Consider the following 24,011-nt stretch of genomic DNA (forward strand, 5'->3'; position numbering starts at 1 on the left):
ACGTGGGCGAAAAAGGCCGGAATCGCGGCTGAGCCGCGATTCCGGGGAAACCGCGCCGGAGGCGCGGTATGCTCTTCGTCCCGGCAGGCCTGCCCTTCCCCGCGACCTTTTTCATCGTCGCCCTTCCTCGCTCACTCAGTTCGCTGCGGGAGGGCTCCTCGAAAAACGTCGATGAAAAAGGCCGAATCCTCGCTGTGCTCGGATTCGGTGAACCGGCTCGCTCCGCTCGCCGGACACTCCCTCGGCAGACCTGCCCTTCCCCGGGTCGCGGCCCGGAGGCCGCTCCCGGCCAATGCGGCAGCTACCGCCTGTCTCTCCGTTCGCAGCGCCGCTCAGTTAACCTCGTTGTACATCTCGTCTATCATCTCGTCTAAGTCCGGTTTACCGCCGCCGGGCTGCTGGGGCGAGTTGCTGAACTCCCCCCTTGCCGTCCGGGGCGTCGCCCTGGGTCCAGGGCTGCTCGGGGTCCTCGCGCTCCTCGTGGGCAGTGGACATGAACGTGTAGTTGAACTCCTGGTTCTCCTTGTCCTGGTCGAAGCTGTTGGGGACAGGGCGGTGCTCGCCTAGCGCGTCGAGGGCGGCGTGCCACTGGTTCTGGTGCATCGTGTCCCGCGCGATGAGGTATTCGAGCATATCCTTCATGCCGGGGTCGTCGGTGAACTCGTAGAGCCGCGTCGCGAGCAGCCGACCCGTTGACTCGGCCATGATGTTGGCGTACATGTCGGCGGCGAGGTTGCCGGAGGCGACCACGTAGTTGCCGGTGAAGGGCACGCCGTTGCTGTCGACCGGCATCGCGTGCAGCCCCGAGGAGAGCGCCTGGCGGGGCTGGCCCGACCGCATCATCTCGTCGATGACGGCGTCCTCCCGGGCGGCCTCGCGGGCCTCGTCGGACGCCCCTTCCAGGTTTTTCGAGACCGCGGTCGCGAGCATCTCGATGTGACCCAGCTCTTCGGTGGCGGTCTCCATCAGGAACTGGCGCATCTCCGCTTTCTCGGCGGGGACGGCGAAGGCCTGGAACATATACTGGAGGGCGACGCGCATCTCCCCTTCGGCCCCGCCGATGGCCTGCTGGAGCATCTTCGCGAACTGCGGGTCCGGCTCCGCTACCTCGACCTCGTACTGGAGTTCGTCGTCGTGATGGAACACGTATCAACTCACGGAAAGAAACTGAAAAAGCGAGTTGCCTGCAGTTGCCGGCGCCACCGGGACAGGCTGTTCACGACCCGTGGTGGGCTATTCGGGCACTTTCGCGACGGTCGTAATCGCTCGCGGGCTACCGGGCATCGACTGCTGGATGTGGTGTTCGAACTCCTCGAAGCCGGCCTCGCGGAACATCCGGTCGGCTTCGTCCTCGTCGTAGAACAGCATGATGGCGTCGGCTACCTTCTGGAAGACGCTGGAGTTGGGGTAGTCGGGACCGACGATGAGCACCTTGCCGCCGGGTTTCGTGATGCGGCGGGCCTCTTCGAGGGCGTCGACGGGGTTGGGCCAGTACTCGATGGAGCCCGAGGACCAGACGTGGTCGAAGCTGTCGTCCTTGAACGGGAGCCGCTCGGCGTCGCCCATGTGATACTGGACCCGTCCGAATTTGCCGAACTTCTCAAATGCCCTCGAGAGCTGGTGGGGGCTCTGGTCGAGCCCGTAGATGGTGTCGACGTGCTCGAGCAGCCCTTCGGTGGCGAAACCAGTCCCACAGCCGACGTCGAGCACGCGGTCGTCCGGGTCGAGCTCCAGCAGCTCGATGGCCTCGTCGCGCATCTCTTCGTTCCAGACGAGCGGATTGATCTCGTCGTACACCTTCGAGAGGTACTTGTAGAACGTCCGCGCCCGGGCTTTGTTCTCGAGGACTCCCATTGGTGGTTCTTGGGGCTTACTGGACATAATTCCCCGGATTCTCACCCGAGTCGGGTCCCCGGCGACATGGCTTCTGATACCGCGAAAACTTCGCAACTACCAAATAGCCGCTGGAGTAAGGTTCGGACGATTAGAGAATGCCACGGCCAGAAGTTCTAGACCGGATAAAGGAGGCCGAGCAGGAGGCCGACGATATCGTCGCCGAGGCCGAGGAGGACCGCGAGGAGACCATCGCGGCGGCTCGCGAAGAGGCCGACGAGATTCGCGAACAGGCCCGCGAGGACGCCGAGGCGGCGGCCCAGGAGCGCCTCGAGGACGCTCGCGAGGAGATAGAGGCCGAGCGCGAGGAGCTCATCGAGGAGGGCGAGTCGGCCCGCGAGGAGCTCGAACAGCAGGCCGAAGGGCGCGAAACCGAGGTGGTCGACTACGTGACAGACCTCTTCGAGGAGGCGGTACATGCTCAGACCTGAGAAGATGTGTCGCGTCTCGGTGACGGGGTCGAAACGCGTCATGGAGTCCGTCGTCGAGTCGGTCCACGACCTCGACATGCTCCACGTCACCGAGTACGACGGGGCCTGGGAGGGCTTCGAGCCGGGCGATCCGGTCGAGGGCGCCGACGAGGCTTCTGACCAGCTCGTCACCGTGCGCGCACTGGAGTCTATCCTCGGCGTCGAGGCCGAGGACGCGGGCCCGACGCGACTCGTCACCGACGAGGCCCTCGAGGAGGACCTCGAAGAAGTCCGGACGAAGGTCACCGAACTCGACGACCGGCGCGACGACCTGCGTGACGACCTCCGGGACGTCGAAGAGCGGATATCGACCATGGAGCCGTTCGTCCGGCTCGGTATCGACCTGGACCTGCTCCGTGGCTACGACACGCTCGCCGTGGCAGTCGGCGAAGGCGACGCAGACGAAATCGACGGGGCCCTCGCGGACAGCGACGTCGACACGTACGAGCTGTTCGATGAGGACGGCGTCGTCGCCGTCTTCGCGCGCGCCGACGCCGACGAACTGCAGGACGCGCTGGTCGGGGCGACGTTCTCCGCGCTCGACGTGCCGAAGGGCGACGGCGACCCGACCGAGTACTTAGAGGAGCTGAACCACCGCAAACAGCAGCTCGAATCGAAGCTCGACACGGTCGAGAACGAGCTCGACGAGCTTCGCCTCGACTACGCCGGCTTCCTGCTGGCCGCCGAGGAGAAACTCTCCATCGAGGTCCAGAAGGCTGAGGCGCCGCTGACCTTCGCGACGACGGAGAACGCCTTCATCGCCGAAGGGTGGATTCCCGACGAGGAGTACGAGCTGTTCGAACAGCAGGTCAGCGCGGACGTCGGCGAGGCCATCGACATCGAGAAGCTCGAGGTCGCCGCCTACGACAGCGACGGACACGTCCACTCCCAGGAGGAGGTCGAGGGCGAGGGCGGCCACGACGAGGCGGCCGCCGACGAGACGCCGCTGACCGACGAAGAGGACGCCGGCCGCGAGGCCGTCGCGGACGGGGGCCACGCCACGACGGGCAGTGGGCTCGTCACGATGGGCGAATCCAGCCCGCCGGTCATCCAGGACAACCCCGGCGCGGCCAAACCCTTCGAGGCGCTCGTCGAGGTCGTCAACCGCCCGAAATACGGCGAGTTCGACCCGACGGTGCTCTTTTTCCTCACCTTCCCCGTGTTCTACGGGTTCATGATCGGTGACCTGGGGTACGGTATCCTGTACTTCCTGGCCGGCTACGGCCTCTACTCGAAGGCGAGCGGCGACGTGATGAAGAGCCTCGGCGGCGTCGCGATGTGGGCCGGTGGCTTCACCGCGGTCTTTGGCGTGCTGTACGGCGAGTTCTTCGGCCTCCACCAGCTCGGTGATATCGTCTGGGGCGGCAGTCCGCCGATCCACAAGGGGCTCCAGCCGGTGTACGGCGAGTACGCGCTGGGCTGGCTGCTCGTTAGCGTGCTGGCCGGGATGGCCCACCTCGCTGTGGGGTGGACGCTCGGCTTCTTCAAGAACTTAGAGCACGGGCTCTGGGACGCCATCACTGAGAGCGGTTCCTGGCTCCTGATGCTGTTTGGCTTCTGGACCTGGATCTTCAGCGACTTCCCTGCCGGCAGCAAGCCCGGCTTCATCATCGGGAGCGAGGCCGTCTTCGCGGGTAATCCGTTCGGGCTGGGCTTTACCGGCTTCTCGGCGACCGTCGGGATGGCGGCGCTGGCCGTCTTCGTCGTCGGCCTCGTGCTCATCGCGCTCGCGGACTTCGCCGAGTTCGTCGAGGCCGTCTTCCTGCAGGTATTCGTCAACGGGCTCTCCTACACCCGATTGGCAGCGGTCCTGCTGGCGAAAGCCGGGATGGCCTTTGTCGTCAACCTGCTGTTCTTCGGCGTCTACGTCGACAGCAAGGGCGGCTGGCACTTCGGAATCGGCGGCATGCCGCCGGTGCCCGAAGGGTCCGAGACGGTGATGTATCACGGCTACGAGGTCACGAGCATCATGTTCCCGGGCCTGATGCACTCGGGTATCGCCGGCGTCGTCGGCGGGCTGCTCGTGCTCGTGCTCGGCCATATGCTGGTGCTCATCCTCGGTGTCACGAGCGCCGGCCTGCAGGCCGTGCGTCTCGAGTACGTGGAGTTCTTCGGGAAGTTCTTCGAGGGCGGCGGCAAGAAGTACAGTCCGTTCGGCTACGAGCGGACCTACACGACAGACGACTGACTGCCGCCATATTTCCGGCTATAGAAGCAGCGAAATTATCGACCGATCGTCGACTGGTACCCACTCACAGACGGTCGTCCAGCCACGCCTAAACCGCCAGAACAGGCTGCTGACGAACCGTTTTGGGAACCTTTATGAACTCCGTGGCGTCACATACGCCTGTTCGGACACGAGCAACTTCACAGAGGACTTCAACAACATGATCGAAACCATCGCACCCGTTGTCAACGCTGTACTGCAGGAAGGTACTGCTGCTGCGCCAGCTATCCCACCGAGTGCCGCCGCCGCACTCGCTGTCGGTCTCGCTGCGCTCGGCTCGGGCTACGCCGAGCGAGGTATCGGCGCTGCCGCCGTCGGCGCCGTCGCGGAGGACGACAGTATGTTCGGCCGTGGACTCATCCTGACAGTCCTGCCGGAAACGCTCGTCATTCTCGCGCTGGTCGTCGTCTTCGTCGTATAAACATCTCCCTTTTCAACAATGAGCCTTGAAACAGTCGTAGAGGACATCCGAGACGAGGCCCGCGCGCGTGCAGAGGAGATTCGGGCCGAGGCCGACGAGCGCGCCGACGAGATTATCGCCGACGCCGAGGCCGACGCGGAGGAAATCCGCGAGGAGCGCGAGGCCGAGGTCGAGCGCGAGATTTCCCAGGAGCGCGAGCAGCGTCTCTCCTCGGCGAAGCTCGAGGCCAAGCAGGCCCGACTGGGCGCCCGCCGGGACGTGCTCGAAGACGTCCACGAGGACGTCGAACAGGCCGTCGCCGACCTCGAGGGCGACCGCCGCGAGGAGCTGACCCGCGAGTTGCTCGACGCCGCCGCCGACGAGTTCGACGACGGCGCCGCGCTTCGGGTCTACGCTCGCGCCGAGGACCAGTCGCTCATCGAGGATATCCTCACTGAATACGACGATGCAACGTTCGCCGGTGAGCAGGAGTGTCTCGGCGGTGTGGTAGTCGAGAGCGAGGCCTCCCGAGTCCGTGTGAACAACACGTTCGACTCCGTGCTGGAGACCGTCTGGGAGGACAACCTGAAAGCAATCAGCGACCGACTCTTCGAAGACCAATGAGTCTGTACGGAACAGCATCCGGCGGCCGGGCAAGCAACTACGAGTACGTCATCGCTCGGGTCCGCTCCCGTCGCGCTTCGCTGTTCGACGACGACGACTACCGCAAGCTGGTCCGGATGGGGACGAGCGAGATCGCTCGTTTCATGGAAGAGACCGAGTACGAGACCGAGATGAACGCACTCGGGGCCCGCTACAGCGGTTCGGACCTCGTCGAGTACGCGCTGAATCGCAACCTCGCGAAACACTTCGACGACCTGCTTGAGTGGTCCGAGGGGGCGCTGTACAACTACATCGCACGCTATCTGCGGAAGTTCGACGCCTGGAACGTCAAGACGGTCATCCGCGGGTTGTACGCGGGTGCCGACCTCTCGGCCATCGAGGACGACTTCATCCGGGCCGGCGAGTTCAGCGAGCAGCGCGTCGACGCGCTGCGCAACGCCGGTTCCATCGAGGAGGTCGTCGAATCGCTCGACGACACTATCTTCGGAGCGTCACTGGCCGAGGCGTACGAGGTGTACGAGGAACAGCAGGTCCTCGTGCCCCTGGAGAACGCTGTCGACCGCGCGTTCTACGAGACACTGCTCGACGGGCTGCCGAGCAACCCGGAACGCGACAGTGCGACGGGGCTGTACGTCCAGTTCCTGCGGGCCGAGGTGGACTTCCGAAACCTCCGGAACGCCCTTCGGCTGGCCCGAAGCGGCGCGGAGACGGACCCGGCCGAGTACTACATCGACGGCGGCAAACTCTTTGACCAGCAGTCCCTGACCCAGCTTACGGCCAACATGGACAATCTGGTCGCAACTGTGCGTGACAGCACGTACGGCGACGACCTCGATTCGGCCCTGTCCGCGCTGGAAGACGCCGGGAGCCTGGTCGAGTTCGAGCGCGCACTCGACGCGGCGCTGCTGGAGTACGCCGACAAGTTGTCGACCCGCTACCCGCTGTCGGTCTGTCCGGTGCTGTCGTACATCCTCGCCAAGGAGCGCGAGGTCGACAACATCCGGGCCATCGCCCGCGGTCGCGAGGCGGGGCTTTCCCCCGACGAGATCGAACAGGAGCTGGTGATACTATGAGCCAGGAGATAGCAGTTATCGGGAGTCCGGAGTTCACGACGGGCTTTCGACTGGCGGGGGTTCGCAAGTTCGCGGACATCCCCGCACAAGCAAAGGACGAGCAGCTGGACGACGCCGTCTCGGAGATGCTCTCCGACGACGACGTCGGCATCGTCGTGATGCACGACGACGACATGGACCATCTCTCTCGGTCAGTTCGGAAAGCGGCCGAGACGAGTGTCGAACCGGTGCTGGTCACTCTCGGCAGCGAGGGTGCCGGCAGCGGCGGGCTGCGTGAACAGATCAAACGAGCCATCGGTATCGACCTGATGGACGAGGAGTAAACTATGAGTCAAGCAACAGAATCCGACGTCCGCGAGGACGGCATTATCGAAAGCGTCTCGGGACCGGTCGTAACGGCTCGGGACCTCGACGCCCGGATGAACGACGTCGTCTACGTCGGTTCGGAAGGGCTGATGGGTGAGGTCATCGAAATCGAAGGCAACATCACCACCATCCAGGTGTACGAGGAGACCTCCGGGGTCTCCCCGGGTGAACCGGTCGAAGGGACCGGTGCGCCCCTGTCGGTGGACCTCGGGCCGGGAATGCTCGACGCCATCTACGACGGCGTCCAGCGCCCGCTCGACGTCCTGGAGGAGAAGATGGGCTCGGCGTATCTCGACCGCGGTGTCGACGCGCCGGGTATCGACCTGGAGAAAGAGTGGGAGTTCCAGCCGGAAGTCGCGGAAGGCGATTCGGTCGAGGCCGGCGACATCGTCGGCACCGTCCCCGAGACGCCCAGTATCGACCACAAGGTGATGGTCCCGCCGAACTCCGATGGCGGCGAAGTCACCGCCATCGAGTCGGGCACGTTCACCGTCGAGGAGACGGTCGTCGAACTGGACTCCGGCGAGGAGATCCAGATGCGACAGGAGTGGCCGGTGCGCCAGCAGCGGCCCTCCGTCGACAAGGAGACCCCGACCGAACCCCTCATCTCGGGCCAGCGCGTGCTCGACGGCCTCTTCCCCATCGCCAAGGGCGGGACCGCGGCGATTCCCGGTCCCTTCGGGTCGGGCAAGACCGTCACCCAGCACCAGCTCGCCAAGTGGGCCGACGCGGACATCGTCGTCTACGTCGGCTGTGGCGAGCGTGGCAACGAGATGACCGAGGTCATCGAGGACTTCCCGGAACTGGAAGACCCAATCACGGGCAACGCCCTGATGGACCGGACCTGCCTCATCGCGAACACGTCGAACATGCCCGTCGCAGCGCGAGAGTCCTGCGTCTATACGGGTATCACCATCGCGGAGTACTTCCGCGACATGGGCTACGACGTCGCGCTGATGGCCGACTCCACCTCCCGGTGGGCCGAGGCCATGCGTGAAATCAGTTCGCGACTCGAGGAGATGCCCGGCGAGGAGGGGTACCCCGCGTACCTCTCGGCGCGCCTCTCGGCGTTCTACGAGCGGGCCGGCTACTTCTCGAATATCAACGGCACCGAGGGCTCCGTCTCCGTCATCGGTGCGGTGTCGCCCCCGGGCGGGGACTTCTCGGAGCCGGTGACCCAGAACACGCTGCGTATCGTCAAGACGTTCTGGGCGCTGGACGCCGACCTCGCGGAGCGTCGGCACTTCCCCTCTATCAACTGGAACGAGTCGTACTCGCTCTATCGGGAGCAACTCGACCCATGGTTCGTCGACAACGTTCGGGACGACTGGCCCGAGACGCGACAGTGGGCCATCGACACGCTGGACGAGGAGGCCGAACTGCAGGAGATTGTCCAGCTCGTCGGGAAGGACGCGCTGCCGGAGGACCAGCAGCTGACCCTGGAAATCGCGCGCTACCTGCGTGAGGCGTGGCTCCAGCAGAACGCGTTCCACCCGACGGACACCTACTGCGAGCCCGAGAAGACGTACCGTATCATGGACGCTATCAAGACGTACAACGACGAGGCCTTCGAGGCGCTCGACGCCGGAGTGCCCGTCGAGGAACTCACCGACATCGAGAGCGCTCCGCGGCTCAACCGCATCGGCGTCCAGGAGGACTACAACGAGTACATCGACGAGCTCGAGGACGACATCACCTCGGAGCTCCGGGAGCTCTACTAATGAAAGAGTATCAGACAATCACTGAGATCAGCGGCCCGCTGGTGTTCGTCGAGACCGACGAGCCGGTCGGCTACGACGAGATCGTCGAGATCGAGATCGGCGACGGCGAGACCCGCCGTGGCCAGGTGCTCGAATCGGCAAGCGACCACGTCGCCATCCAGGTGTTCGAGGGGACGGAGGGTATCGACCGCGATGCCTCCGTTCGCTTCCTGGGCGAGACGATGAAGATGCCCGTCACCGAGGACCTCCTCGGGCGAGTCATGGACGGTACCGGCCAGCCAATCGACGGCGGCCCGGAAATCGTCCCCGACGACAGACAGGACATCGTCGGCGCGGCTATCAACCCGTACTCCCGGGAGTACCCCGAGGAGTTCATCCAGACCGGGGTGTCGGCCATCGACGGCATGAACACCCTGGTCCGCGGTCAGAAACTGCCCATCTTCTCGGCGTCGGGGCTGCCCCACAACGACCTCGCGCTCCAGATCGCGCGACAGGCATCGGTGCCAGAGGAGGAGGAAGGCAGCGAGGAGGGCTCTGAGTTCGCTGTCATCTTCGGTGCGATGGGTATCACGGCCGAAGAGGCAAACGAGTTCATGGACGACTTCGAGCGCACCGGCGCGCTTGAACGCTCCGTCGTCTTCATGAACCTCGCGGACGATCCGGCCGTCGAGCGGACGATTACGCCGCGACTCGCGCTCACCACGGCCGAGTACCTGGCCTTCGAGAAGGACTACCACGTGCTGGTCATCCTCACGGACATGACCAACTACTGTGAGGCGCTCCGAGAGATCGGCGCCGCACGTGAGGAGGTCCCGGGCCGACGTGGCTATCCCGGATACATGTACACGGACCTGGCCCAGCTCTACGAGCGGGCCGGCCGTATCGAGGGTCGTGACGGCTCTGTCACCCAGATTCCCATCCTCACGATGCCGGGCGACGACGACACGCACCCGATTCCGGACCTGACCGGCTACATCACCGAGGGCCAGATCTACATCGATCGGGACCTCAACAGCCAGGGCGTCCAGCCCCCCATCAACGTCCTGCCAAGCCTGTCGCGGCTGATGGACGACGGTATCGGTGAGGGCCTGACCCGTGCCGACCACGCCGACGTGAAAGACCAGATATTCGCCGCCTACGCGGAGGGTGAGGACCTGCGCGACCTCGTGAACATCGTCGGTCGCGAGGCGCTGTCGGACCTTGACAACAAGTATCTGGACTTCGCCGACCGCTTCGAGGAGGAGTTCGTCGACCAGGGGTACGACACCGACCGCGACATCGACGAGACGCTCGAACTCGGCTGGGACCTGCTCTCGATGCTCCCGAAAGATGCGCTGAACCGCATCGACGAAGAGCTCATCGAGGAACATTACCGCGAGGAAGAGACGGCCGAAGAAGTCGCTGCGGACTGAGAGCGGCGACGGTTTCGACCCTCGTTCTCACGGCTCTCGACTGGGTTCACGCAAGCTTCGCCGCTTAGTACCCAACTGATTGGGTGTGCTAAACTTTACCTTCGGAACCCAAATTACAGTTGCACTATGCCACAACCAGGAAGCGAACAGATATGGCTATGGCTGGGTACAGCAGGCATGTTCCTCGGCATGCTATACTTCATCGGCCGAGGCTGGGGCGAGACGGACGACCGTCGCCAGAAGTTCTACATCGCGACGATACTGATAACAGCGATCGCGTTCGTGAACTACCTGGCGATGGCGCTCGGGTTCGGGCTGACCATCATCGAGTTGCCCAACGACCCCGAGGCGCCCATCTACTGGGCCCGGTACACTGACTGGCTGTTCACCACGCCGTTGCTGTTGTACGACCTCGCCCTGCTCGCCGGGGCGGACCGCAACACCATCTCGACGCTCGTCAGTCTCGACGTGCTGATGATCGGTACCGGCGTCGTCGCGACGCTGTCGGCCGGTAGCGGCGTGCTTGCGGCGGGCGCCGAACGGCTCATCTGGTGGGGAATCAGCACCGCGTTCCTGCTGGTGTTGCTGTACTTCCTGTTCAGCTCGCTGTCGAGCCGGGTGACCGATCTGCCAAGCGACACCCAGGGGACCTTCCGCACGCTGCGGAACCTCGTGGCCGTCGTCTGGCTGGTCTACCCCGTCTGGTGGCTCATCGGCACCGAGGGGCTCGCCCTGGTCGGCATCTTCACGGAGACGGCCGGCTTCATGGTCATCGACCTGGTCGCGAAGGTCGGCTTCGGGTTCATCCTCCTGCGCAGTCACAGCGTCCTCGACGGCGCCGCGCAGGCCCAGACGACGGGTGCCTCGCCCGCTGACGACTAGCGCAACTGGCGTCATGACCCACGAACGGCGTGGGTCCGACTGACGACGCGGATTTTTTCCACCGCGAACCCGACAGCCACGCCGCCGAGACGACTGAAAACGGTTAACTGGCTACGCCCGAAACGGCCCTGTAATGGCGAAGGACGTCAAACCCACTCGGAAGAACTTGATGCAGATAGAGGACCGCATCGAGCTCTCCGAGCGCGGGCACGATACGCTGGAGAAGAAGCGTGACGGCCTCATCATGGAGTTCATGGATATCCTCGACCAGGCACAGGACGTCCGTGAAGACCTCGACGACTCCTACGACCGCGCTCAGGACGCGATCAACATGGCCCGGGCGATGGATGGCGACGTGGCCGTCCGTGGTGCCGCGGCCGCACTCAAGGAACACCCCGAACTGACGACTCAGTCGAAGAACATCATGGGTGTCGTCGTCCCCCAGATCGATTCGACGGGCGTCAAGAAGTCCCTGGACGAGCGTGGCTACGGCGTGATGGGCACCTCCGCCCGAATCGACGAGGCCGCCGACGCCTACGAGGAACTCATCGAGAACATCATCCTCGCCGCCGAGGTCGAGACGGCGATGAAGAAGATGCTCGAGGAGATCGAGACCACAAAGCGGCGCGTCAACGCCCTGGAGTTCAAACTCCTGCCCGACCTCCACGACAACAAGGAGTACATCGAGCAGAAGCTCGAAGAGCAAGAGCGCGAGGAGATCTTCCGCATGAAGAAAATCAAGGCCAAGAAAGAAGAGGAGGAAGACGCGCTCGCGGCCGAGGAAGCCGAGAAAGCGGAAGCGGAACGGCTCACGGCAGACGACTGACGGGCGTGACGTCCTATCACTGGTCGTTTGGTGAATCGTCCCACATGTTCGAATCGTCGTCCCAGCCGTCGTCTGCCACACCGGACTCGTCGTCGACAGTCGATTCTATCGTCTGACCACCAGAGGCCGACGTCGCTGTCGGGTCGTCCGTCGCCGCATCGGTTTTCGCCGAGAATCCTTCACTGACGACGACAGTGCCAGCGAGGATATCGAACAGGCGTTGCCGGCGGTCCGACATCGCCATCGAGGCGAGGGCGACGAGATAGCCCAGCCAGGTCCCGGCGGTGATGGCGGGGATGTTCCGGACCAGCGCTTTTCTCACCCCGATTTCGTCACCCGCTTCGGTCACGACGCGGATACCGAGGAGCCGCTTGCCGACGGTCTGGCCGTTCCAGACGGCTTCGAGGATGGGGCTGTAGCCGACGATGACGACGACGGCGGCGACGAGAGTACCGAAGATGAAGATGGTGTCGGCCGCCTCGGGACGCTGTGTGACCATGCCGAGAAGGAGCGAAAAAAGGGCCATGACGGTCATGACGACGAAGAAAACCACACCCATCAGCAGGTAGTCGATTATCTGTGCAACGGTCCGGGCACCGATAACGTCTGTATCCGACCGGCCTGGTTTCGTTGACATGTACTTTCGTGTTTGTGACGGCGATAAATAGGTACTGCAGTACACCTGTACCCACCAGACTCATACTCGCCGCGGGCACAGGTCCGGTATGTCCTGTTCGCACTGTGGCGGTGCCCTCGTGGCCGTCCCCGTTCGCGCGGACCTGCGCGAGTATCTCCCCGGGGACGCCCCCGCCGTGGCGCTCTGTCGCGCCTGTCTGGCGATGGAGCCGGCCGACGAGTCGCCCGACGATGTCCCGAACCTCACCGACCTCGACGACGCGTTCCCCGCCAGCGCGGACGCTGCCGTCCCTATGGCGCTGCTCGTCGGCCTGCTCGACTCGCTGGCGGTACACCGCGCGGAGATAACGGCGTTGCTCGAACGGGTCGAACGGGCCGGGACGGACCCGTTACTGGCCGTCGACCGCCTCGCGGACAGTTACGGCGACGACGCGCACGTCGACCTCGGCCGTCGTCGGCACCAGCTCGAACAGCTACTCTGAGGCAATCCTAACGAGTTAGGCACTGTAAATTTATACATCCCGTCGCATGCACGAAATGCGGCAGACGTAAGCGTGTGTCCGCTTGTGGACCGACACTCTGCCCACTCCCCTATTCCCCACCCCCCATTCCCCATTCTGGATGGGTCAGACGCCAGTCGAGTAGCGGAGCAGTCCGGCGACGCCGCCGAAGGCGGTCTGTAGCTGCTCACCCTTCTCGAAGTCCGTGGAAATAAACACCGTTTCGGTCCCGCGCTGGTCGGCCAGCTCCATCAGGTGGTCGATGGCGTCCTCGCGTTCGCCGTCCTCGGCGTCGACCGAGGCGCCACAGCGGGTACACTCGTGGTCGGGTGTCGCCTTCGAGCTGTCGACGAGCTCGTACTCGTCGTGGCCGTTCTCGCAGGTGTAGGCGACGACGTCCTTCCGGAGGTCCTCGGAGATGAGCAGCTCCTCGACGGCGCCCATGTTCAGGTTCTGGCGGGTCTGGTCGAAGCCGTAGGTGGCCTTGTCCCCGTCGTGGAGCTGCTTGAAGAACTCCTCCATGACCTGCTTGTCCTGGAGCATCTCGTGTTCTTCGAGGACGTCCTCCGCGGCGTCGACGAGGTCGTAGAGGCCGGACTCGTCGGTGTAGGCGATGTCGAACTTCCCAAGCACCATGTCCTGGAGCTCGTGGTGGAGGTAGTCGCCGTCCAGGAACTCGTCTTTGGTCGGTGAGGGGCCGCCCACGAGGACGCCGTCCATCTCGTGGCGGTCGGGGACCATCAGGTCGTTGGCCATGCCGGCGACCTCCTGGTAGAAGTTGTCGATGGCCTCCAGGCGCAGGCGGGCGAATCGCTGGGCGGACTGACCACCTTTGCGCTGCTTGCCCGGCACCAGCGAGGAGGCGGACTTGACGGGTTCGACGCGCTTGCCCTTGAGCCAGCCGACGTTGGCCTCGCGCCGGTCCAGCACGACGAGCCCGAACAGACCCTTGTCGGCAAGCATGTTCTCCAGTGGCTCGGTGAGAAAGGCCGAGTCACAGTGGTAGCGAAAGGACTCGATGGGGTCGGGGGGCGATTCGAGCACCTTGGTCACCATGTTGGTCCGGCCGCCGCCGCTGTCGATGGCCCCGGAGAACAGCACCATCCCGTTTTCGGGCGGGCTGTGGTCGTAGTAGCGCAGGCGGTCCTTGATGGAGGTCAGCGCATCCTGGACGGCCGTCCGGGTGGCCTTCGATTTGATGTTCGACGCCTCGGAGTGTTCCTGGGTGACGTGGGCGACCACGTCGCTCAGCTGCTTGTCCTCGGGGACGTAGATAGAGACGAGCTGGGTACCAGAGCCCTCGTACCCTTTGAGTTCCTCTATGACCTTCTTGAACTCGTACTTCTGTTTGTCAGATTGCTCCTGTCCGTCCTGCTCACTCATTGTCTTTGTTTCGGTGAGGCTGCGTAAGAACCTGTTGACAGAGAGGTTCGAGCAGCGCGAGAACCTCTGGCATGCACAGCGGGGAACGAAGTGACGACCCGCGAGCAGCGAGAGCCGAACGTAGTGAGGGTCTCGAAGCGGAACGGTGAGCGTAGCGAACCTGGAGCAGGGAGGCGTGAGCTTCGCGAACGCCTCCTTCCAGTCGAACGGGGAGAGCGAGACCGACCGCAGCGAGGTCGTTCGAGACGGCTTTGCCGTCTCGTGATGTTGCAAGACCGGCGGTCTTGCACAGATCGCGAATCTTCGGTTTTCGAGGACCTCGAAAGCGAACCGTGAGACAAGCGGGCGAATCGAGCAGGGCGAGGCCAGCGACCTACGAGCAGGGGGCGCGAGCTATTACCTGCCCTCTCAAGGCCGGCAAACCGTTCCACTGGTACCGACACCACATCAGTAGCGTGCGTTCTCGGGTATTACTCACTTGTCATGACGGCTCACGGACAGCCGGGTTTATATGACTGCCCCTATTGAACACAGACAACAGATTATGGCGGGGTATGTTTGTACCATCGCAGGCGGGAAAGGCGGGGTCGGCAAGACCACGACTGCTGTCAACGTCGGTGCGGGACTGCAGGAACTCGGCTACGACGTCGCGGTGGTCGATGCCGACCTCGGGATGGCCAACCTGGGTTCGATGCTGGCGGTCGAACCCGAAAAGAGTGTCCACGAGATTCTGGCCGGCGACGCGGCCGTCAGCGAGGCGCTGACCGACGCCCCCGGCGGGCTGACCGTCATCGCCGGCGAGCAGTCGCTGGACGCCTTCGCCGACGCCGACCCGGCGAAGCTCCGCAAAGTCATCAAGACGTTGCGGGCCGCCTACGACGTCGTCATCATCGACACGGGCGCCGGGCTGAGCCACGAGGTCGCGGTCCCGCTCGGGCTCGCGGACGGCATCGTCCTCGTCACGACCCCTGACGAGGTCGCCGTCGGCGACACGGTCAAGACTGCCCAGCTCGCCGACCGCATCGACGGCAACGTTATCGGCGGGCTCATCACCCGCGTCACCCGCCACACGGACGTCGCCGACATCAACGAGCGCTTCGATTTCCCGCTGCTTGCGGTCATCCCCGACGACCCGCAGGCGACCCACGAGGAGCCACTCGTCCGCAACGAACCCGACAGCCCCGCAGCGGACGCCTATCTCCGCCTGACAGACGCCCTGGAGGGCGTGTTCTTCAGGGGCGACACCGCCGAGGCCGACCTCGACACCATCGTCGACGACGCCTGGTTCCTCGACGAGACGGAGGCCGCAGCCGACGAGGACGACGCCGACGAGGAGAGCTCCGGCGGCGTCTTCGGCCTGTTCAATTAGTGTCCGCTCTCTCTTTCGTGCCGAGTGGTATCGGTTCTTGAGACGCAGCGACCGCTATGAGTCCTGTGAGCCAGAAAACCCTGACTAGCTGTGTCGACCGCTGTAAACCGGGTTCATAGACGGTGCGTCACATCGAGGTCGGTGCGTCGACACCGATAGCGTCCAGCGCGTTCGCCACGGTGTGACGGGTGCCGGCGACGAGTGCGAGCCGGGCCGCACGCGTCTGTTCGTCCGCGTCGAGGACGGGACACTCCCGATAGAAGGCGTTGAACGTCTCGGCGACAGTGCGCGTGTAGGTCGCGACCGTGTGGGGCTGGAGGTCGTCGGCGGCCTCCTCGACGACGGCCGGGAACCGCGCGAGCACGCGAAGGAGGTCCAGCTCTTCGGGCTCGCCCAGCTGGTCGAAGTCGGGGTCGTCGGGTATCTCGCCGGCGTCCTCCGTGATACCACAGCACCGGGCATGGACGTACTGGACGTACGGGGCCGACTGGGCCTCGAAGTCCAAAGCGCGCTCCCACTCGAAGGTGATGCCCTTGGTGGGCTGTTTCGAGACGATGTCGTACCGCACTGCGCCGACGCCGACCTGGTGGGCGATGCGCTCGATGTCGCTCTCGTCTAGGTCGCCACGCGTCCGGTCGTCCAGTCGACGCTCGACTTCCTCGCGGGCGCGGGCGATGGCCTCGTCCAGCAGGTCGTCCAGGTCGATGCCGGTGCCCTCACGTGTGCTCATGCCGCCCTCGGGGAGGTTGACCCACGAGTAAAACACCTGCTGGAGCCGGTCGGTGTCGTTGCCGAGCAGGTCGAGCGCGGCAGCGAGCTGGTCAGCCTGGAGATGGTGGTCCTCGCCCAGCACGGTGACCGCGCGGTCGTAGTTGTCGAACTTCCACTCGTGGTGGGCCAGGTCACGCGTCGTATAGAGGGAGGTGCCGTCCGAGCGCAGGAAGACGAGGTTCTTCTCGAAGTCGGGCAGGTCGAGCTGCCAGGCGTCCTCGTCGTAGACGGCACAGTCGAGTTCCTGCAGCCGGTCCACGAGCGCGTCGGTGTCGCCGTTGCGCATGAACCGGGTCTCCTTGACGAACTCGTCGAACTCGGCGGGCAGGCGCGCGAGTGTGTCCTGCATCCCGCCCAGCACGGTGTCGACGACCTCGGCGACGCGTTCGTAGGTGGCCTCGTCGCCGTCTTCGAGCCCCTGCAGGATGGTCTGGACCTCCTGTTCGGCCGCTTCGACCTCGCTCTCCTCGCCGTCCTCCAGGAAACTGTTGCCCTTGCGGTAGTAGCGGACCATCTCGTACTCGGGCGAGTCACGCTCGGGCTCGGGCAGGTCGGACTCGTCGAAGGTCTCGTAGGCCCAGGTGAACACCGCAATCTGGCGGCCCGCGTCGTTGACGTAGTAGTGGCGGTCGACGTCGTAGCCGGCGTAGTCGAGCACGCGGGCGATGGCGTCGCCGATTATCGGATTGCGCGCCCGGCCGACGTGGACCGGGCCGGTCGGGTTCGCGGAGGTGTGTTCGACGACGACGCTGGTGTCGCGGTCGGGCAGCCGACCGTAGCTTTCGTCCGTGGCCGCCCCCAGCGTCTCGGCGAAGTACGCGTCGCTCGGCAGGAAGTTCACGTAGGGGCCCTGCGTGGTCACGTCGCTGACGTACTCGAGGTCGGCGGCGTCGATGGCGTCGGCGATGTCGGCGGCCACTTTCGGCGGCGGCGCGCCGACCTCGCCGGCCAGCCGGAACGCGGCGCTCGAAGCGAGCACGGCCTCGACGTCCTCCGGGGGCTCCTCGATACCGAGGTCCTCGGTCGGCAGATCGAGAGCCGTCAACGCCGAACGGAGCGCGTCTTCGGCCTCGGAGCGGAGCTGTCTGAACATACGCCCTCTCTCATCGCGGGGAGTAAATGGGTAACGAAACGCCGGGGGAGCCGGCCCCTCTCAGGCGAAGAAACGGGGGCCAAACAGCATCACGAAGAGGCCGCCGATCATCGACGCTGTCACGGCCAGTGTCACCGCCGTCGTGAGGCTCCGCCGACCGGGCACCGGTAACCGGGAGACGACGGATTCGGTCGAGGCCCGGAGGATGTGACCGCCGTCGAGCGGGTAGGTCGGGATGAGATTGAACTGGCCGATGATGATATTTATCCAGCCGGTCCAGAACAGGACGTTCGCGAGGAGGAACACCGTCGACTCCCCGAGGGCGGCCAGCGGCCCCTGCACGGTGTAGAAGTTCGTCGCGAACCCGGTAAAGCCGGGGAAGTTGTACCCAAGCTGTCCCGCGATGCCGATGACCGGGAGCACCAGTACGGTCGCGAACCGCTGGACAACGCTCAGGTCACCGACGTCCGAGGAGCCGCCCGAATCTCCGCCGATGAAATCGAGGAACGTTGCGGCGGGGTACCGGTCGAGACCGAAGTCGTCGACCGTGATACCCGAGACGCCTCGCTCGGGGGAGATACCGAGCAGGGCGCCGCCGTCACCGTCGTCGCCGGCAGTGACGTTGTAGGTCCGTCGCTCACTGTCGACATAGGCCGTGACGGTGACCGACTCGCCGGCGGACCGATTGTCCAGCACGTCGACCAGTGCGGCCGTATTCACCGTTCGCTCGCCGTCTATCGCCGTGATGACGATGCCGGACTCGGCCGGTGCACCGGCGTTCGCGAGCGCCCCGTCGGCCTGGACCAGCGCGTAACTCCCGGTTGGCAGCTGTTCGGTGCGGCCGTCTTCGGTTCGGATCTCCGCGACGGGATTGGCCCGCGCGGCGTCGACGAACTGCCCGCCCGTCGAGACGTTCGTCCCGTTGACGCTGACGATGGTGTCTCCGCTTTCCAGGGGTGAACTCTGGATGGCGCTGCTGACGACAGCTGACCGCTGGACCGTCACCGACTCCTTATCGCGAAACTGGACGGTCACGCGCGTCTCGTTGGTCGCCGCGAGCGTCGACTCCAGGTCGCCCGGACGCTGGACCGCCTGGCCGTTGATACCCGTTATCACGTCGCCGGATTCGATGCCCGCCTCGGCCGCGGGAGTCGCCTCGACGGTGCCCCCGACGTGGTAGCCGTCGACGACGGCGATAGAGCCCGCAATCGGCCCGAAAAGCAAGAGGAGCGCGAGAAAGGACAGCGCGAAGTTGTTGGTCACGCCCGCCGCGTACATCCGCACCTGTGCGCCGCGGTCGGACTTCAGCAGCTCCGTCTCGTCGGGTTCGACGAAGGCCCCGATGGGGATGACCGACAGGAGCGCAAGGCCCATCGACTCGATGTCGATATCCTCGACCCGGCAGAACAGCCCGTGGCCCCCCTCGTGGACGACCAGCGCCAGGAGGAGTCCGAAGACGATTTCGGGTGCGACCGACAGCGGCAGGAAGTCGTTGACGCCCGGAATCGCCAGCGCGTTCCGTGGCTCGTTCAGCGCCGAGGGCTGGGGGTTGACCACCGCCTGATACGCGCTGTAGGCGACCAGCAGGAACGAGCCGACCATCACGACGAGGGCGGCACCGACCCCCAGGTTCCCCCACGCGCGCCAGAACCGCTTCGGGCGGGCCAACCGCGTCAGTATCTGCTTTCCCCGCTGGGTGTGTAACGTCGCGAGTGGGCCGCTGACGTTGACGTACTCCGGTAATACACCACGTGATTTGAGCGCCATCGCCGCCAGCGTGTACGCGGCGAGTCCGACGAGGACCCACGTCAGTGTGTCCACCATTCACTGGAAGATTGGGCCAGCAAAGCAAGAGGGTTTGGTTCCACCTTTTTCGTCGTTGGGTGCGCTCACTCCGTTCGCGCACCACGCCTCGAAAAACGTGGGCGAAAAAGGCGCGAATCGCCATTGGCGATTCGCGTGAAACCGCGCCTTCGGCGCGGTATGCTCGTGACCGCCTGCCCTCCCCCGTCTTCGCGCGATGGAACGCGCTCCCGGCCACCGCTACTGCATCCGCTCCTGCTGCCGACTTACGCTTCCCGTCGGAGCCGCTTGACCACAAAGCCCCGGTCGAGTTTCCCCATGAAGGTCCCGAGCTGTGGCCCCTCGGTGTCGTCGAACAGCAGCCGGTAGCCCGCGGCGAAGAAGTCCGACATCTCGATATCGTGGCGTTTCGCGGTCTCGTATATCTCGCTCTGTATCGCTTCGCCGTCGTGTCCCTCGGCGACGTAGTCGGCCAGCTCGTCCAGGGCCGCTTCCATCTCGGGGGCAAAGTCGACGTCGGGCAGCTCGGCGCGCTTGAGTTCGTAGTCGAACTCGTTGCCGGTCCGGCGGGCCCAGCGCTGGGCGCGCTCGACGCGGGCCAGCGCGTCCTCGACGGCCCACTCGGGCGCGTCCTCGGGGATGTGACCCTCCTTGCGAGCGATTTGCTCCCTGACGTCGGGGTCCTCGGTCATCCCGAGGACGGCGGCGAAGGTATAGGGGATGCGAACGCGGTCCTCGCGCACGTCGTCGACGACCATGGGGTAGGCCCGCTCGGCGAGTTCGCGCTCGGCCTCGTCGCGGGGTTCGACATCGCCGAAGTATATCTCCTCGAAGCGGTCGAACTCGTCGACCAGTCTGTCGACATTCTCGACGGAGAAGTCCCGCTGCTTGCGGGGGTTCTTGACGAAGAAGTATCGCAGCACTTCGGGTTCGAGAATTTCGAGGACTTCGTCGACGGTGACGACGTTGCCCGACGACGAGGAGAGCGGTTCGCCCTCCAGGGTGAACCACTCGTAGACCATCGGCACCGGCGGCTCGATGTCGAGGACGTTCTCCGCGACGTCCTCGCCGGAGGGCCAGGAGCCTTCGGCGTGGTCCTTGCCGAAGGGCTCGAAGTCGACGCCCAGAATCTCCCACTGGCCGGGCCACTCGAAGCGCCACGGGAGCTTGCCATCCCGGAGCGTGGCGACGCCCTCGTGGCCACACCCCTCGATGGTCTGGTCGCCCGCCTCGACGTCCGTACAGACGTAGTGCACTTCGCCCGCCTCGAGGTCGACCTCGGTGACGCCCTCGGTGAGTTTCCCGCACTCGCGACACTGGGGCAGGAAGGGGACGTAGTCGTCGTCGACCTTGTTCTGGTACTCCGAAAGCACCTCGCGGGCGCGGTCGGCCCGATCCAGCACTCGCCGGCTGACGGCCTCGAACTCCCCGTCAGCGTAGAGCTCGGTGTTCGAGACGAAGTCGACGTCGACACCCACCAGCTCGGCGCTCTTTTTCAGCAGGTTCGTGAAGTGGGCGCCATACGAGCCACAGTCACAGTCGAAGGGGTCGGGGATGTCGGTGTAGGGTTTCCCGAGATTGCGCCCGAGCGCGCCGGCGTTCACGTCGCCCAGCCCCACGATGTTCCACTCGAGGTCGGCGAGCTGTCGGGGGACCGCCCGCAGGCGGTCCTTGTCGTCGGCCGTGAACACCTGTCGGACCTCGTGGCCCCGGTCGCGCAGAGACTGCGCGACGTAGTAGCCACGCATTATCTCGTTGAAGTGGCCGATATGTGGGACGCCGGATGGCGAGACGCCGCCCTTGATAACGATTGGGTCGTCGGGTTCCCGGGCCTCGATGGCGTCGGCGACCGACTCGGCCCAGAACGCTCGCTCGCTGCCGCGGCCGACCTCGTAGGGATCCTCGGCCATCTATGCCTCCGGGAGGATTTCCGTGCCCGCAAAGTCGTCGTCCTGTACCGCGTCGACGACCCGCTGGGGGTTGGTGCCGTCCAGTACGATGGTCCGAATCCCCGAGCGCTGTATCACCTTGGCCGCCAGCAGGTCCACCGGCGCCGAACTGCCGGCGTTCATCTCCATGTCGGCGATGACGTCCACGAGTTCACCGGCGGTCAGCTCGTCGAAGCGGGTCGCCTCGCCGTCGCTGTTGGGGTCGGCGTCGTAGACGCCGTCGACGGAGGTCGCGTACACGAGGAGGTCGGCGCCGACGTACTCGGCGAAGGCGGCGGCGACGGCGTCGGTGGTCTGTGCGGCGACGATTCCGCCCAGGACGGGGATATCCCCGCGGCGGATGGCCTCGCGGCCGCTCTCGTAGCTCTCCGCGGGCGTCGGCGCGGCGCGGTCGTCGAGAGCGGCGATGAGCAGGCGACCGTTCAGCCGGGTGACGGCGATACCCAGCTGGTCGAGTTCTATCTCGTTTGCGCCCAGTTCCCGGGCGGTGGTGATGTACTCGCGGGCCGTGGGGCCGCCACCGACGACCGCCCCCAGGGTGTGGCCCGCCGTATCGAGTGACTGGATGGCGGCCGCGTAATCGGCTACCCGGTCCGGTTCGAGGTCTGGGGCGAGGACGCTCCCACCGACAGAGATGACGACTTTCATTGGCCCGGCGTAACCGCGAAAGGCGCTTAAGCGTTGTCAAGCCCGGACGCCCGAACGGCTGCCAGGCGTCTGACGCCGACGGAGTAATATTGCCGCTAAATGGCCGGGAAACCGTCCTCGATTCCCGCTTTCCACCCCCAAAACCGAGCCTTCCTGAAAACCGAAATAGAGGATTTAGAAGCAGTTATAAAATGTTTGGGGGCCTTAGAAACAGTCGTAAAAAGTACTATTTGGGCTGATTTGGCCTGAAAGTCCCCGAAGCGACGCGAACCTTCCTTCCTTTATATACTCCTCCCGAACCACGTGAGAAACGAGGTGACACAGATGAGCGCTACTACGCAGCCCTCCGGTGAGGAAGCACCCTCGAAAGAACAGCGACTCAGGTCGTTCCTGGCGGAGAAGGCAGCCGATGGTGAGATGTACTTCAAGAGCAAGTTCATCGCAGACGAAGTCGGACTCTCCCCCAAGGAAATCGGTGCCCTGATGGTCAAACTTAAAGACAGCGCGACGGAGATACACGTCGAGAAGTGGTCGTACACGAGCGCAACCACCTGGCGTATCGAACCCGCGTAGCGACGTTCACACCACCTGGTCCCCCCCCCTCTATCGCTCTGTTCAGTCGGAGCACCGAGTATTAATGTCCTCGCCGACTACCAGTAGCCGATGAGTGGCCACGGCGACGAGGCGCCGTCCCCCGACGAACTCGCAGGTGTGTTCCACGTGGCAGCAGTCGACCGGAGCGACGGCACAGTCCGGTACTTCGGCGAGCCCCTGGTCCGACCCGACGCCGTCGTCGAGACGCTCCGCCCGCAGTTTGCCCAGTCGGGCTATACGCTGTCGCTGGAACGACAGCCGGCCCCGCAGTCGCCCGCGCAACCGGGTTCGGGTCCACCCGTCCAGCCGGCAGACGACGGATTCGGCACCCCGGCGACCGAGCAGTACGCGCTGGTGGCCGAACCCCGGGACAGCAGCGGGATACCGTGGCTCAACGTCGCGCTGCTGATCGCGACTATCGCCTCGACGCTGTTTGTCGGTGCGAGCAGCTGGTACTACATCCCGGTCACGGAGCAACCACTGCGCCTGTTCGAGGCCTGGCCCTTCGTCGTCGCGATGCTGGGCGTGCTGGGCATCCACGAGCTGGGTCACTACGCCGCCGCCCGCTACCACGGCGTCGACGTCACCCTTCCGTACTTCATTCCCTTCCCCTCCCTGCTGGGGACGATGGGTGCCGTCATCAACATCCGCGGGCACATCCCCTCGCGCAAGGCCCTCTTCGATATCGGTGTCGCGGGGCCGCTTGCGGGGCTTGTCGCGACAGTCGTCGTCACAGTCGTCGGCTTCACGCTCGACCCCATAGCGGTCCCCGAGCGCGTCCGGTCGGGTGGGGCCGAGTACGCCATCAACTTCCACGACCCGCTACTGATGCAGGCAATCGAGGCGTTCGTCAGGACTCTCGGTGTCGGGACCGCGGTGGGACCGACGGAGGCGGTCCATCCCGTCGTCTTCGCCGGCTGGGCGGGGATGTTCTTTACCTTCCTGAACCTCCTGCCGGTCGGACAGCTAGACGGGGGTCACATCGTCCGCGCCATCGTCGGCCAGCGCCAGGAGACCGTCGCCGCTGCGGTCCCCGGCGGCCTGTTCGCGCTCGCCGGCTTCCTCTATCTCACGCAGGACGCCCCGCCCATCGGCTACGGCGTCTGGACGCTGTGGGTGTTCTGGGGGTTGCTCTCGGCGGGGATGGCCTACGCCGGACCCGCACGGCCGACCGTCGACGACACCCTCGACAGCCGACGCACGTTGCTCGGGGTCGTGACCTTCGCGCTCGGCCTGGCGTGTTTCACACCGATTCCGTTCGAGATAGTCACTGCCTAACCGGGCTCCCGTCGAGACCGGCTGCTCTCTCTGTTGTCGACGACCGGACTCGATGGCTGGGGCAGATGAACTCGCCCGAATCGTGTAAACAGT

Annotated in this window: 21 protein-coding genes and 1 pseudogene; 14 read left to right on the top strand and 8 right to left on the bottom strand. The window is 65.0% G+C overall.

What is annotated here, in order from left to right; translation table 11 throughout:
* Positions 1-332: 332 nt before the first annotated feature.
* A pseudogene (locus P1K32_RS10540) lies at positions 333-1,146 on the bottom strand (manganese catalase family protein).
* Positions 1,147-1,233: 87 nt separating this feature from the next.
* Entirely contained in the window at positions 1,234-1,854 is a 621-nt protein-coding gene (locus P1K32_RS10545) for a methyltransferase domain-containing protein (protein WP_276249690.1), read from the bottom strand.
* 137 nt (positions 1,855-1,991) lie between these two features.
* On the opposite strand from P1K32_RS10545, the gene ahaH reads away from it, so the two are divergent.
* The 10 genes from ahaH to P1K32_RS10595 all read left to right on the top strand — a co-directional run bounded on the left by ahaH (position 1,992) and on the right by P1K32_RS10595 (position 11,894).
* Positions 1,992-2,324 (top strand): ATP synthase archaeal subunit H, encoded by a 333-nt coding sequence (gene ahaH / locus P1K32_RS10550; RefSeq protein WP_276249691.1) that lies wholly within the window; start codon positions 1,992-1,994, stop codon positions 2,322-2,324.
* The gene (locus P1K32_RS10555) at positions 2,311-4,551 is read left to right on the top strand and encodes a V-type ATP synthase subunit I (protein WP_276249692.1); all 2,241 of its coding nucleotides are present in this window, start codon (positions 2,311-2,313) and stop codon (positions 4,549-4,551) included. Before ahaH ends, P1K32_RS10555 begins: the two co-directional genes overlap by 14 nt.
* A gap of 199 nt (positions 4,552-4,750) precedes the next feature.
* A complete protein-coding gene (locus P1K32_RS10560) occupies positions 4,751-5,011 on the top strand; it encodes a F0F1 ATP synthase subunit C (RefSeq protein ID WP_276249693.1) in 261 nt (86 codons plus the stop codon).
* Positions 5,012-5,029: 18 nt separating this feature from the next.
* Complete coding sequence (locus P1K32_RS10565; RefSeq protein WP_276249694.1) at positions 5,030-5,614, top strand: V-type ATP synthase subunit E; 585 nt, start codon at positions 5,030-5,032, stop codon at positions 5,612-5,614.
* On the top strand, positions 5,611-6,687 hold the full coding sequence (locus P1K32_RS10570) for a V-type ATP synthase subunit C (RefSeq protein ID WP_276249695.1): 1,077 nt from the start codon (positions 5,611-5,613) through the stop codon (positions 6,685-6,687). Before P1K32_RS10565 ends, P1K32_RS10570 begins: the two co-directional genes overlap by 4 nt.
* Complete coding sequence (locus tag P1K32_RS10575) at positions 6,684-7,010, top strand: V-type ATP synthase subunit F (RefSeq protein ID WP_276249696.1); 327 nt, start codon at positions 6,684-6,686, stop codon at positions 7,008-7,010. The genes P1K32_RS10570 and P1K32_RS10575 overlap by 4 nt, the downstream gene beginning before the upstream one ends.
* Before the next feature lie 3 nt (positions 7,011-7,013).
* Positions 7,014-8,774, top strand: a complete 1,761-nt coding sequence (locus P1K32_RS10580; RefSeq protein ID WP_276249697.1) for an ATP synthase subunit A — start codon at positions 7,014-7,016, stop codon at positions 8,772-8,774.
* Entirely contained in the window at positions 8,774-10,186 is a 1,413-nt protein-coding gene (locus P1K32_RS10585) for an ATP synthase subunit B (protein WP_276249698.1), read from the top strand. Before P1K32_RS10580 ends, P1K32_RS10585 begins: the two co-directional genes overlap by 1 nt.
* A 126-nt stretch (positions 10,187-10,312) precedes the next feature.
* Entirely contained in the window at positions 10,313-11,068 is a 756-nt protein-coding gene (locus P1K32_RS10590) for a bacteriorhodopsin (RefSeq protein WP_276249699.1), read from the top strand.
* A 133-nt stretch (positions 11,069-11,201) separates the two neighbouring features.
* Entirely contained in the window at positions 11,202-11,894 is a 693-nt protein-coding gene (locus P1K32_RS10595) for a V-type ATP synthase subunit D (RefSeq protein WP_276249700.1), read from the top strand.
* A gap of 16 nt (positions 11,895-11,910) precedes the next feature.
* On the opposite strand, the gene P1K32_RS10600 is transcribed toward P1K32_RS10595, so the two are convergent.
* Positions 11,911-12,531 (bottom strand): RDD family protein, encoded by a 621-nt coding sequence (locus P1K32_RS10600; RefSeq protein ID WP_276249701.1) that lies wholly within the window; start codon positions 12,529-12,531, stop codon positions 11,911-11,913.
* Between the two features lie 88 nt (positions 12,532-12,619).
* Between P1K32_RS10600 and P1K32_RS10605 the strand changes: the two genes are divergently transcribed.
* A complete protein-coding gene (locus P1K32_RS10605) occupies positions 12,620-13,012 on the top strand; it encodes a DUF6276 family protein (protein WP_276249702.1) in 393 nt (130 codons plus the stop codon).
* A 144-nt stretch (positions 13,013-13,156) separates the two neighbouring features.
* Here P1K32_RS10605 and prf1 read toward each other — a convergent pair whose 3' ends face one another.
* Positions 13,157-14,413 carry a peptide chain release factor aRF-1 gene (gene prf1, locus P1K32_RS10610; protein WP_276249703.1) on the bottom strand — a complete coding sequence of 419 codons (1,257 nt, stop codon included), beginning with the start codon at positions 14,411-14,413 and terminating at the stop codon, positions 13,157-13,159.
* 544 nt (positions 14,414-14,957) lie between these two features.
* Between prf1 and P1K32_RS10615 the strand changes: the two genes are divergently transcribed.
* Positions 14,958-15,782, top strand: a complete 825-nt coding sequence (locus P1K32_RS10615) for a MinD/ParA family ATP-binding protein (RefSeq protein ID WP_276252189.1) — start codon at positions 14,958-14,960, stop codon at positions 15,780-15,782.
* A gap of 127 nt (positions 15,783-15,909) precedes the next feature.
* Here the strand turns inward: P1K32_RS10615 and argS are convergent, their stop codons facing one another.
* The 4 genes from argS to pyrH all read right to left on the bottom strand — a co-directional run bounded on the left by argS (position 15,910) and on the right by pyrH (position 22,046).
* On the bottom strand, positions 15,910-17,646 hold the full coding sequence (gene argS / locus P1K32_RS10620; protein ID WP_276249704.1) for an arginine--tRNA ligase: 1,737 nt from the start codon (positions 17,644-17,646) through the stop codon (positions 15,910-15,912).
* A gap of 60 nt (positions 17,647-17,706) precedes the next feature.
* Positions 17,707-19,470, bottom strand: a complete 1,764-nt coding sequence (locus tag P1K32_RS10625; RefSeq protein ID WP_276249705.1) for a site-2 protease family protein — start codon at positions 19,468-19,470, stop codon at positions 17,707-17,709.
* A gap of 245 nt (positions 19,471-19,715) precedes the next feature.
* Positions 19,716-21,359: a lysine--tRNA ligase gene (gene lysS / locus P1K32_RS10630; protein ID WP_276249706.1), complete on the bottom strand. Its 1,644-nt coding sequence runs from the start codon at positions 21,357-21,359 to the stop codon at positions 19,716-19,718.
* On the bottom strand, positions 21,360-22,046 hold the full coding sequence (pyrH, locus tag P1K32_RS10635) for a UMP kinase (protein WP_276249707.1): 687 nt from the start codon (positions 22,044-22,046) through the stop codon (positions 21,360-21,362). It abuts the gene before it with no gap.
* A 324-nt stretch (positions 22,047-22,370) separates the two neighbouring features.
* Between pyrH and P1K32_RS10640 the strand changes: the two genes are divergently transcribed.
* Both P1K32_RS10640 and P1K32_RS10645 read left to right on the top strand, forming a co-directional pair.
* Positions 22,371-22,619, top strand: a complete 249-nt coding sequence (locus P1K32_RS10640) for a DUF7123 family protein (RefSeq protein WP_276249708.1) — start codon at positions 22,371-22,373, stop codon at positions 22,617-22,619.
* 90 nt (positions 22,620-22,709) lie between these two features.
* Positions 22,710-23,918 carry a site-2 protease family protein gene (locus P1K32_RS10645; RefSeq protein ID WP_276249709.1) on the top strand — a complete coding sequence of 403 codons (1,209 nt, stop codon included), beginning with the start codon at positions 22,710-22,712 and terminating at the stop codon, positions 23,916-23,918.
* Positions 23,919-24,011: the final 93 nt, after the last annotated feature.

The organism is Haloarcula rara, assembly GCF_029338235.1.
GTDB classification, from domain to species: Archaea; Halobacteriota; Halobacteria; order Halobacteriales; family Haloarculaceae; genus Haloarcula; species Haloarcula rara.

Coding starts and splice junctions, on each gene's coding strand:
- P1K32_RS10545 (WP_276249690.1), bottom strand. CDS start 1,854: ATGGGAGTCCTCGAGAACAAAGCCCGGGCGCGGACGTTCTACAAGTAC.
- P1K32_RS10605 (WP_276249702.1), top strand. CDS start 12,620: ATGTCCTGTTCGCACTGTGGCGGTGCCCTCGTGGCCGTCCCCGTTCGC.
- P1K32_RS10575 (WP_276249696.1), top strand. CDS start 6,684: ATGAGCCAGGAGATAGCAGTTATCGGGAGTCCGGAGTTCACGACGGGC.
- P1K32_RS10625 (WP_276249705.1), bottom strand. CDS start 19,470: ATGGTGGACACACTGACGTGGGTCCTCGTCGGACTCGCCGCGTACACG.
- P1K32_RS10590 (WP_276249699.1), top strand. CDS start 10,313: ATGCCACAACCAGGAAGCGAACAGATATGGCTATGGCTGGGTACAGCA.
- lysS (WP_276249706.1), bottom strand. CDS start 21,359: ATGGCCGAGGATCCCTACGAGGTCGGCCGCGGCAGCGAGCGAGCGTTC.
- P1K32_RS10640 (WP_276249708.1), top strand. CDS start 22,371: ATGAGCGCTACTACGCAGCCCTCCGGTGAGGAAGCACCCTCGAAAGAA.
- pyrH (WP_276249707.1), bottom strand. CDS start 22,046: ATGAAAGTCGTCATCTCTGTCGGTGGGAGCGTCCTCGCCCCAGACCTC.
- P1K32_RS10595 (WP_276249700.1), top strand. CDS start 11,202: ATGGCGAAGGACGTCAAACCCACTCGGAAGAACTTGATGCAGATAGAG.
- P1K32_RS10645 (WP_276249709.1), top strand. CDS start 22,710: ATGAGTGGCCACGGCGACGAGGCGCCGTCCCCCGACGAACTCGCAGGT.
- P1K32_RS10600 (WP_276249701.1), bottom strand. CDS start 12,531: ATGTCAACGAAACCAGGCCGGTCGGATACAGACGTTATCGGTGCCCGG.
- prf1 (WP_276249703.1), bottom strand. CDS start 14,413: ATGAGTGAGCAGGACGGACAGGAGCAATCTGACAAACAGAAGTACGAG.
- P1K32_RS10585 (WP_276249698.1), top strand. CDS start 8,774: ATGAAAGAGTATCAGACAATCACTGAGATCAGCGGCCCGCTGGTGTTC.
- P1K32_RS10615 (WP_276252189.1), top strand. CDS start 14,958: ATGGCGGGGTATGTTTGTACCATCGCAGGCGGGAAAGGCGGGGTCGGC.
- P1K32_RS10580 (WP_276249697.1), top strand. CDS start 7,014: ATGAGTCAAGCAACAGAATCCGACGTCCGCGAGGACGGCATTATCGAA.
- P1K32_RS10570 (WP_276249695.1), top strand. CDS start 5,611: ATGAGTCTGTACGGAACAGCATCCGGCGGCCGGGCAAGCAACTACGAG.
- argS (WP_276249704.1), bottom strand. CDS start 17,646: ATGTTCAGACAGCTCCGCTCCGAGGCCGAAGACGCGCTCCGTTCGGCG.
- ahaH (WP_276249691.1), top strand. CDS start 1,992: ATGCCACGGCCAGAAGTTCTAGACCGGATAAAGGAGGCCGAGCAGGAG.
- P1K32_RS10555 (WP_276249692.1), top strand. CDS start 2,311: ATGCTCAGACCTGAGAAGATGTGTCGCGTCTCGGTGACGGGGTCGAAA.
- P1K32_RS10565 (WP_276249694.1), top strand. CDS start 5,030: ATGAGCCTTGAAACAGTCGTAGAGGACATCCGAGACGAGGCCCGCGCG.
- P1K32_RS10560 (WP_276249693.1), top strand. CDS start 4,751: ATGATCGAAACCATCGCACCCGTTGTCAACGCTGTACTGCAGGAAGGT.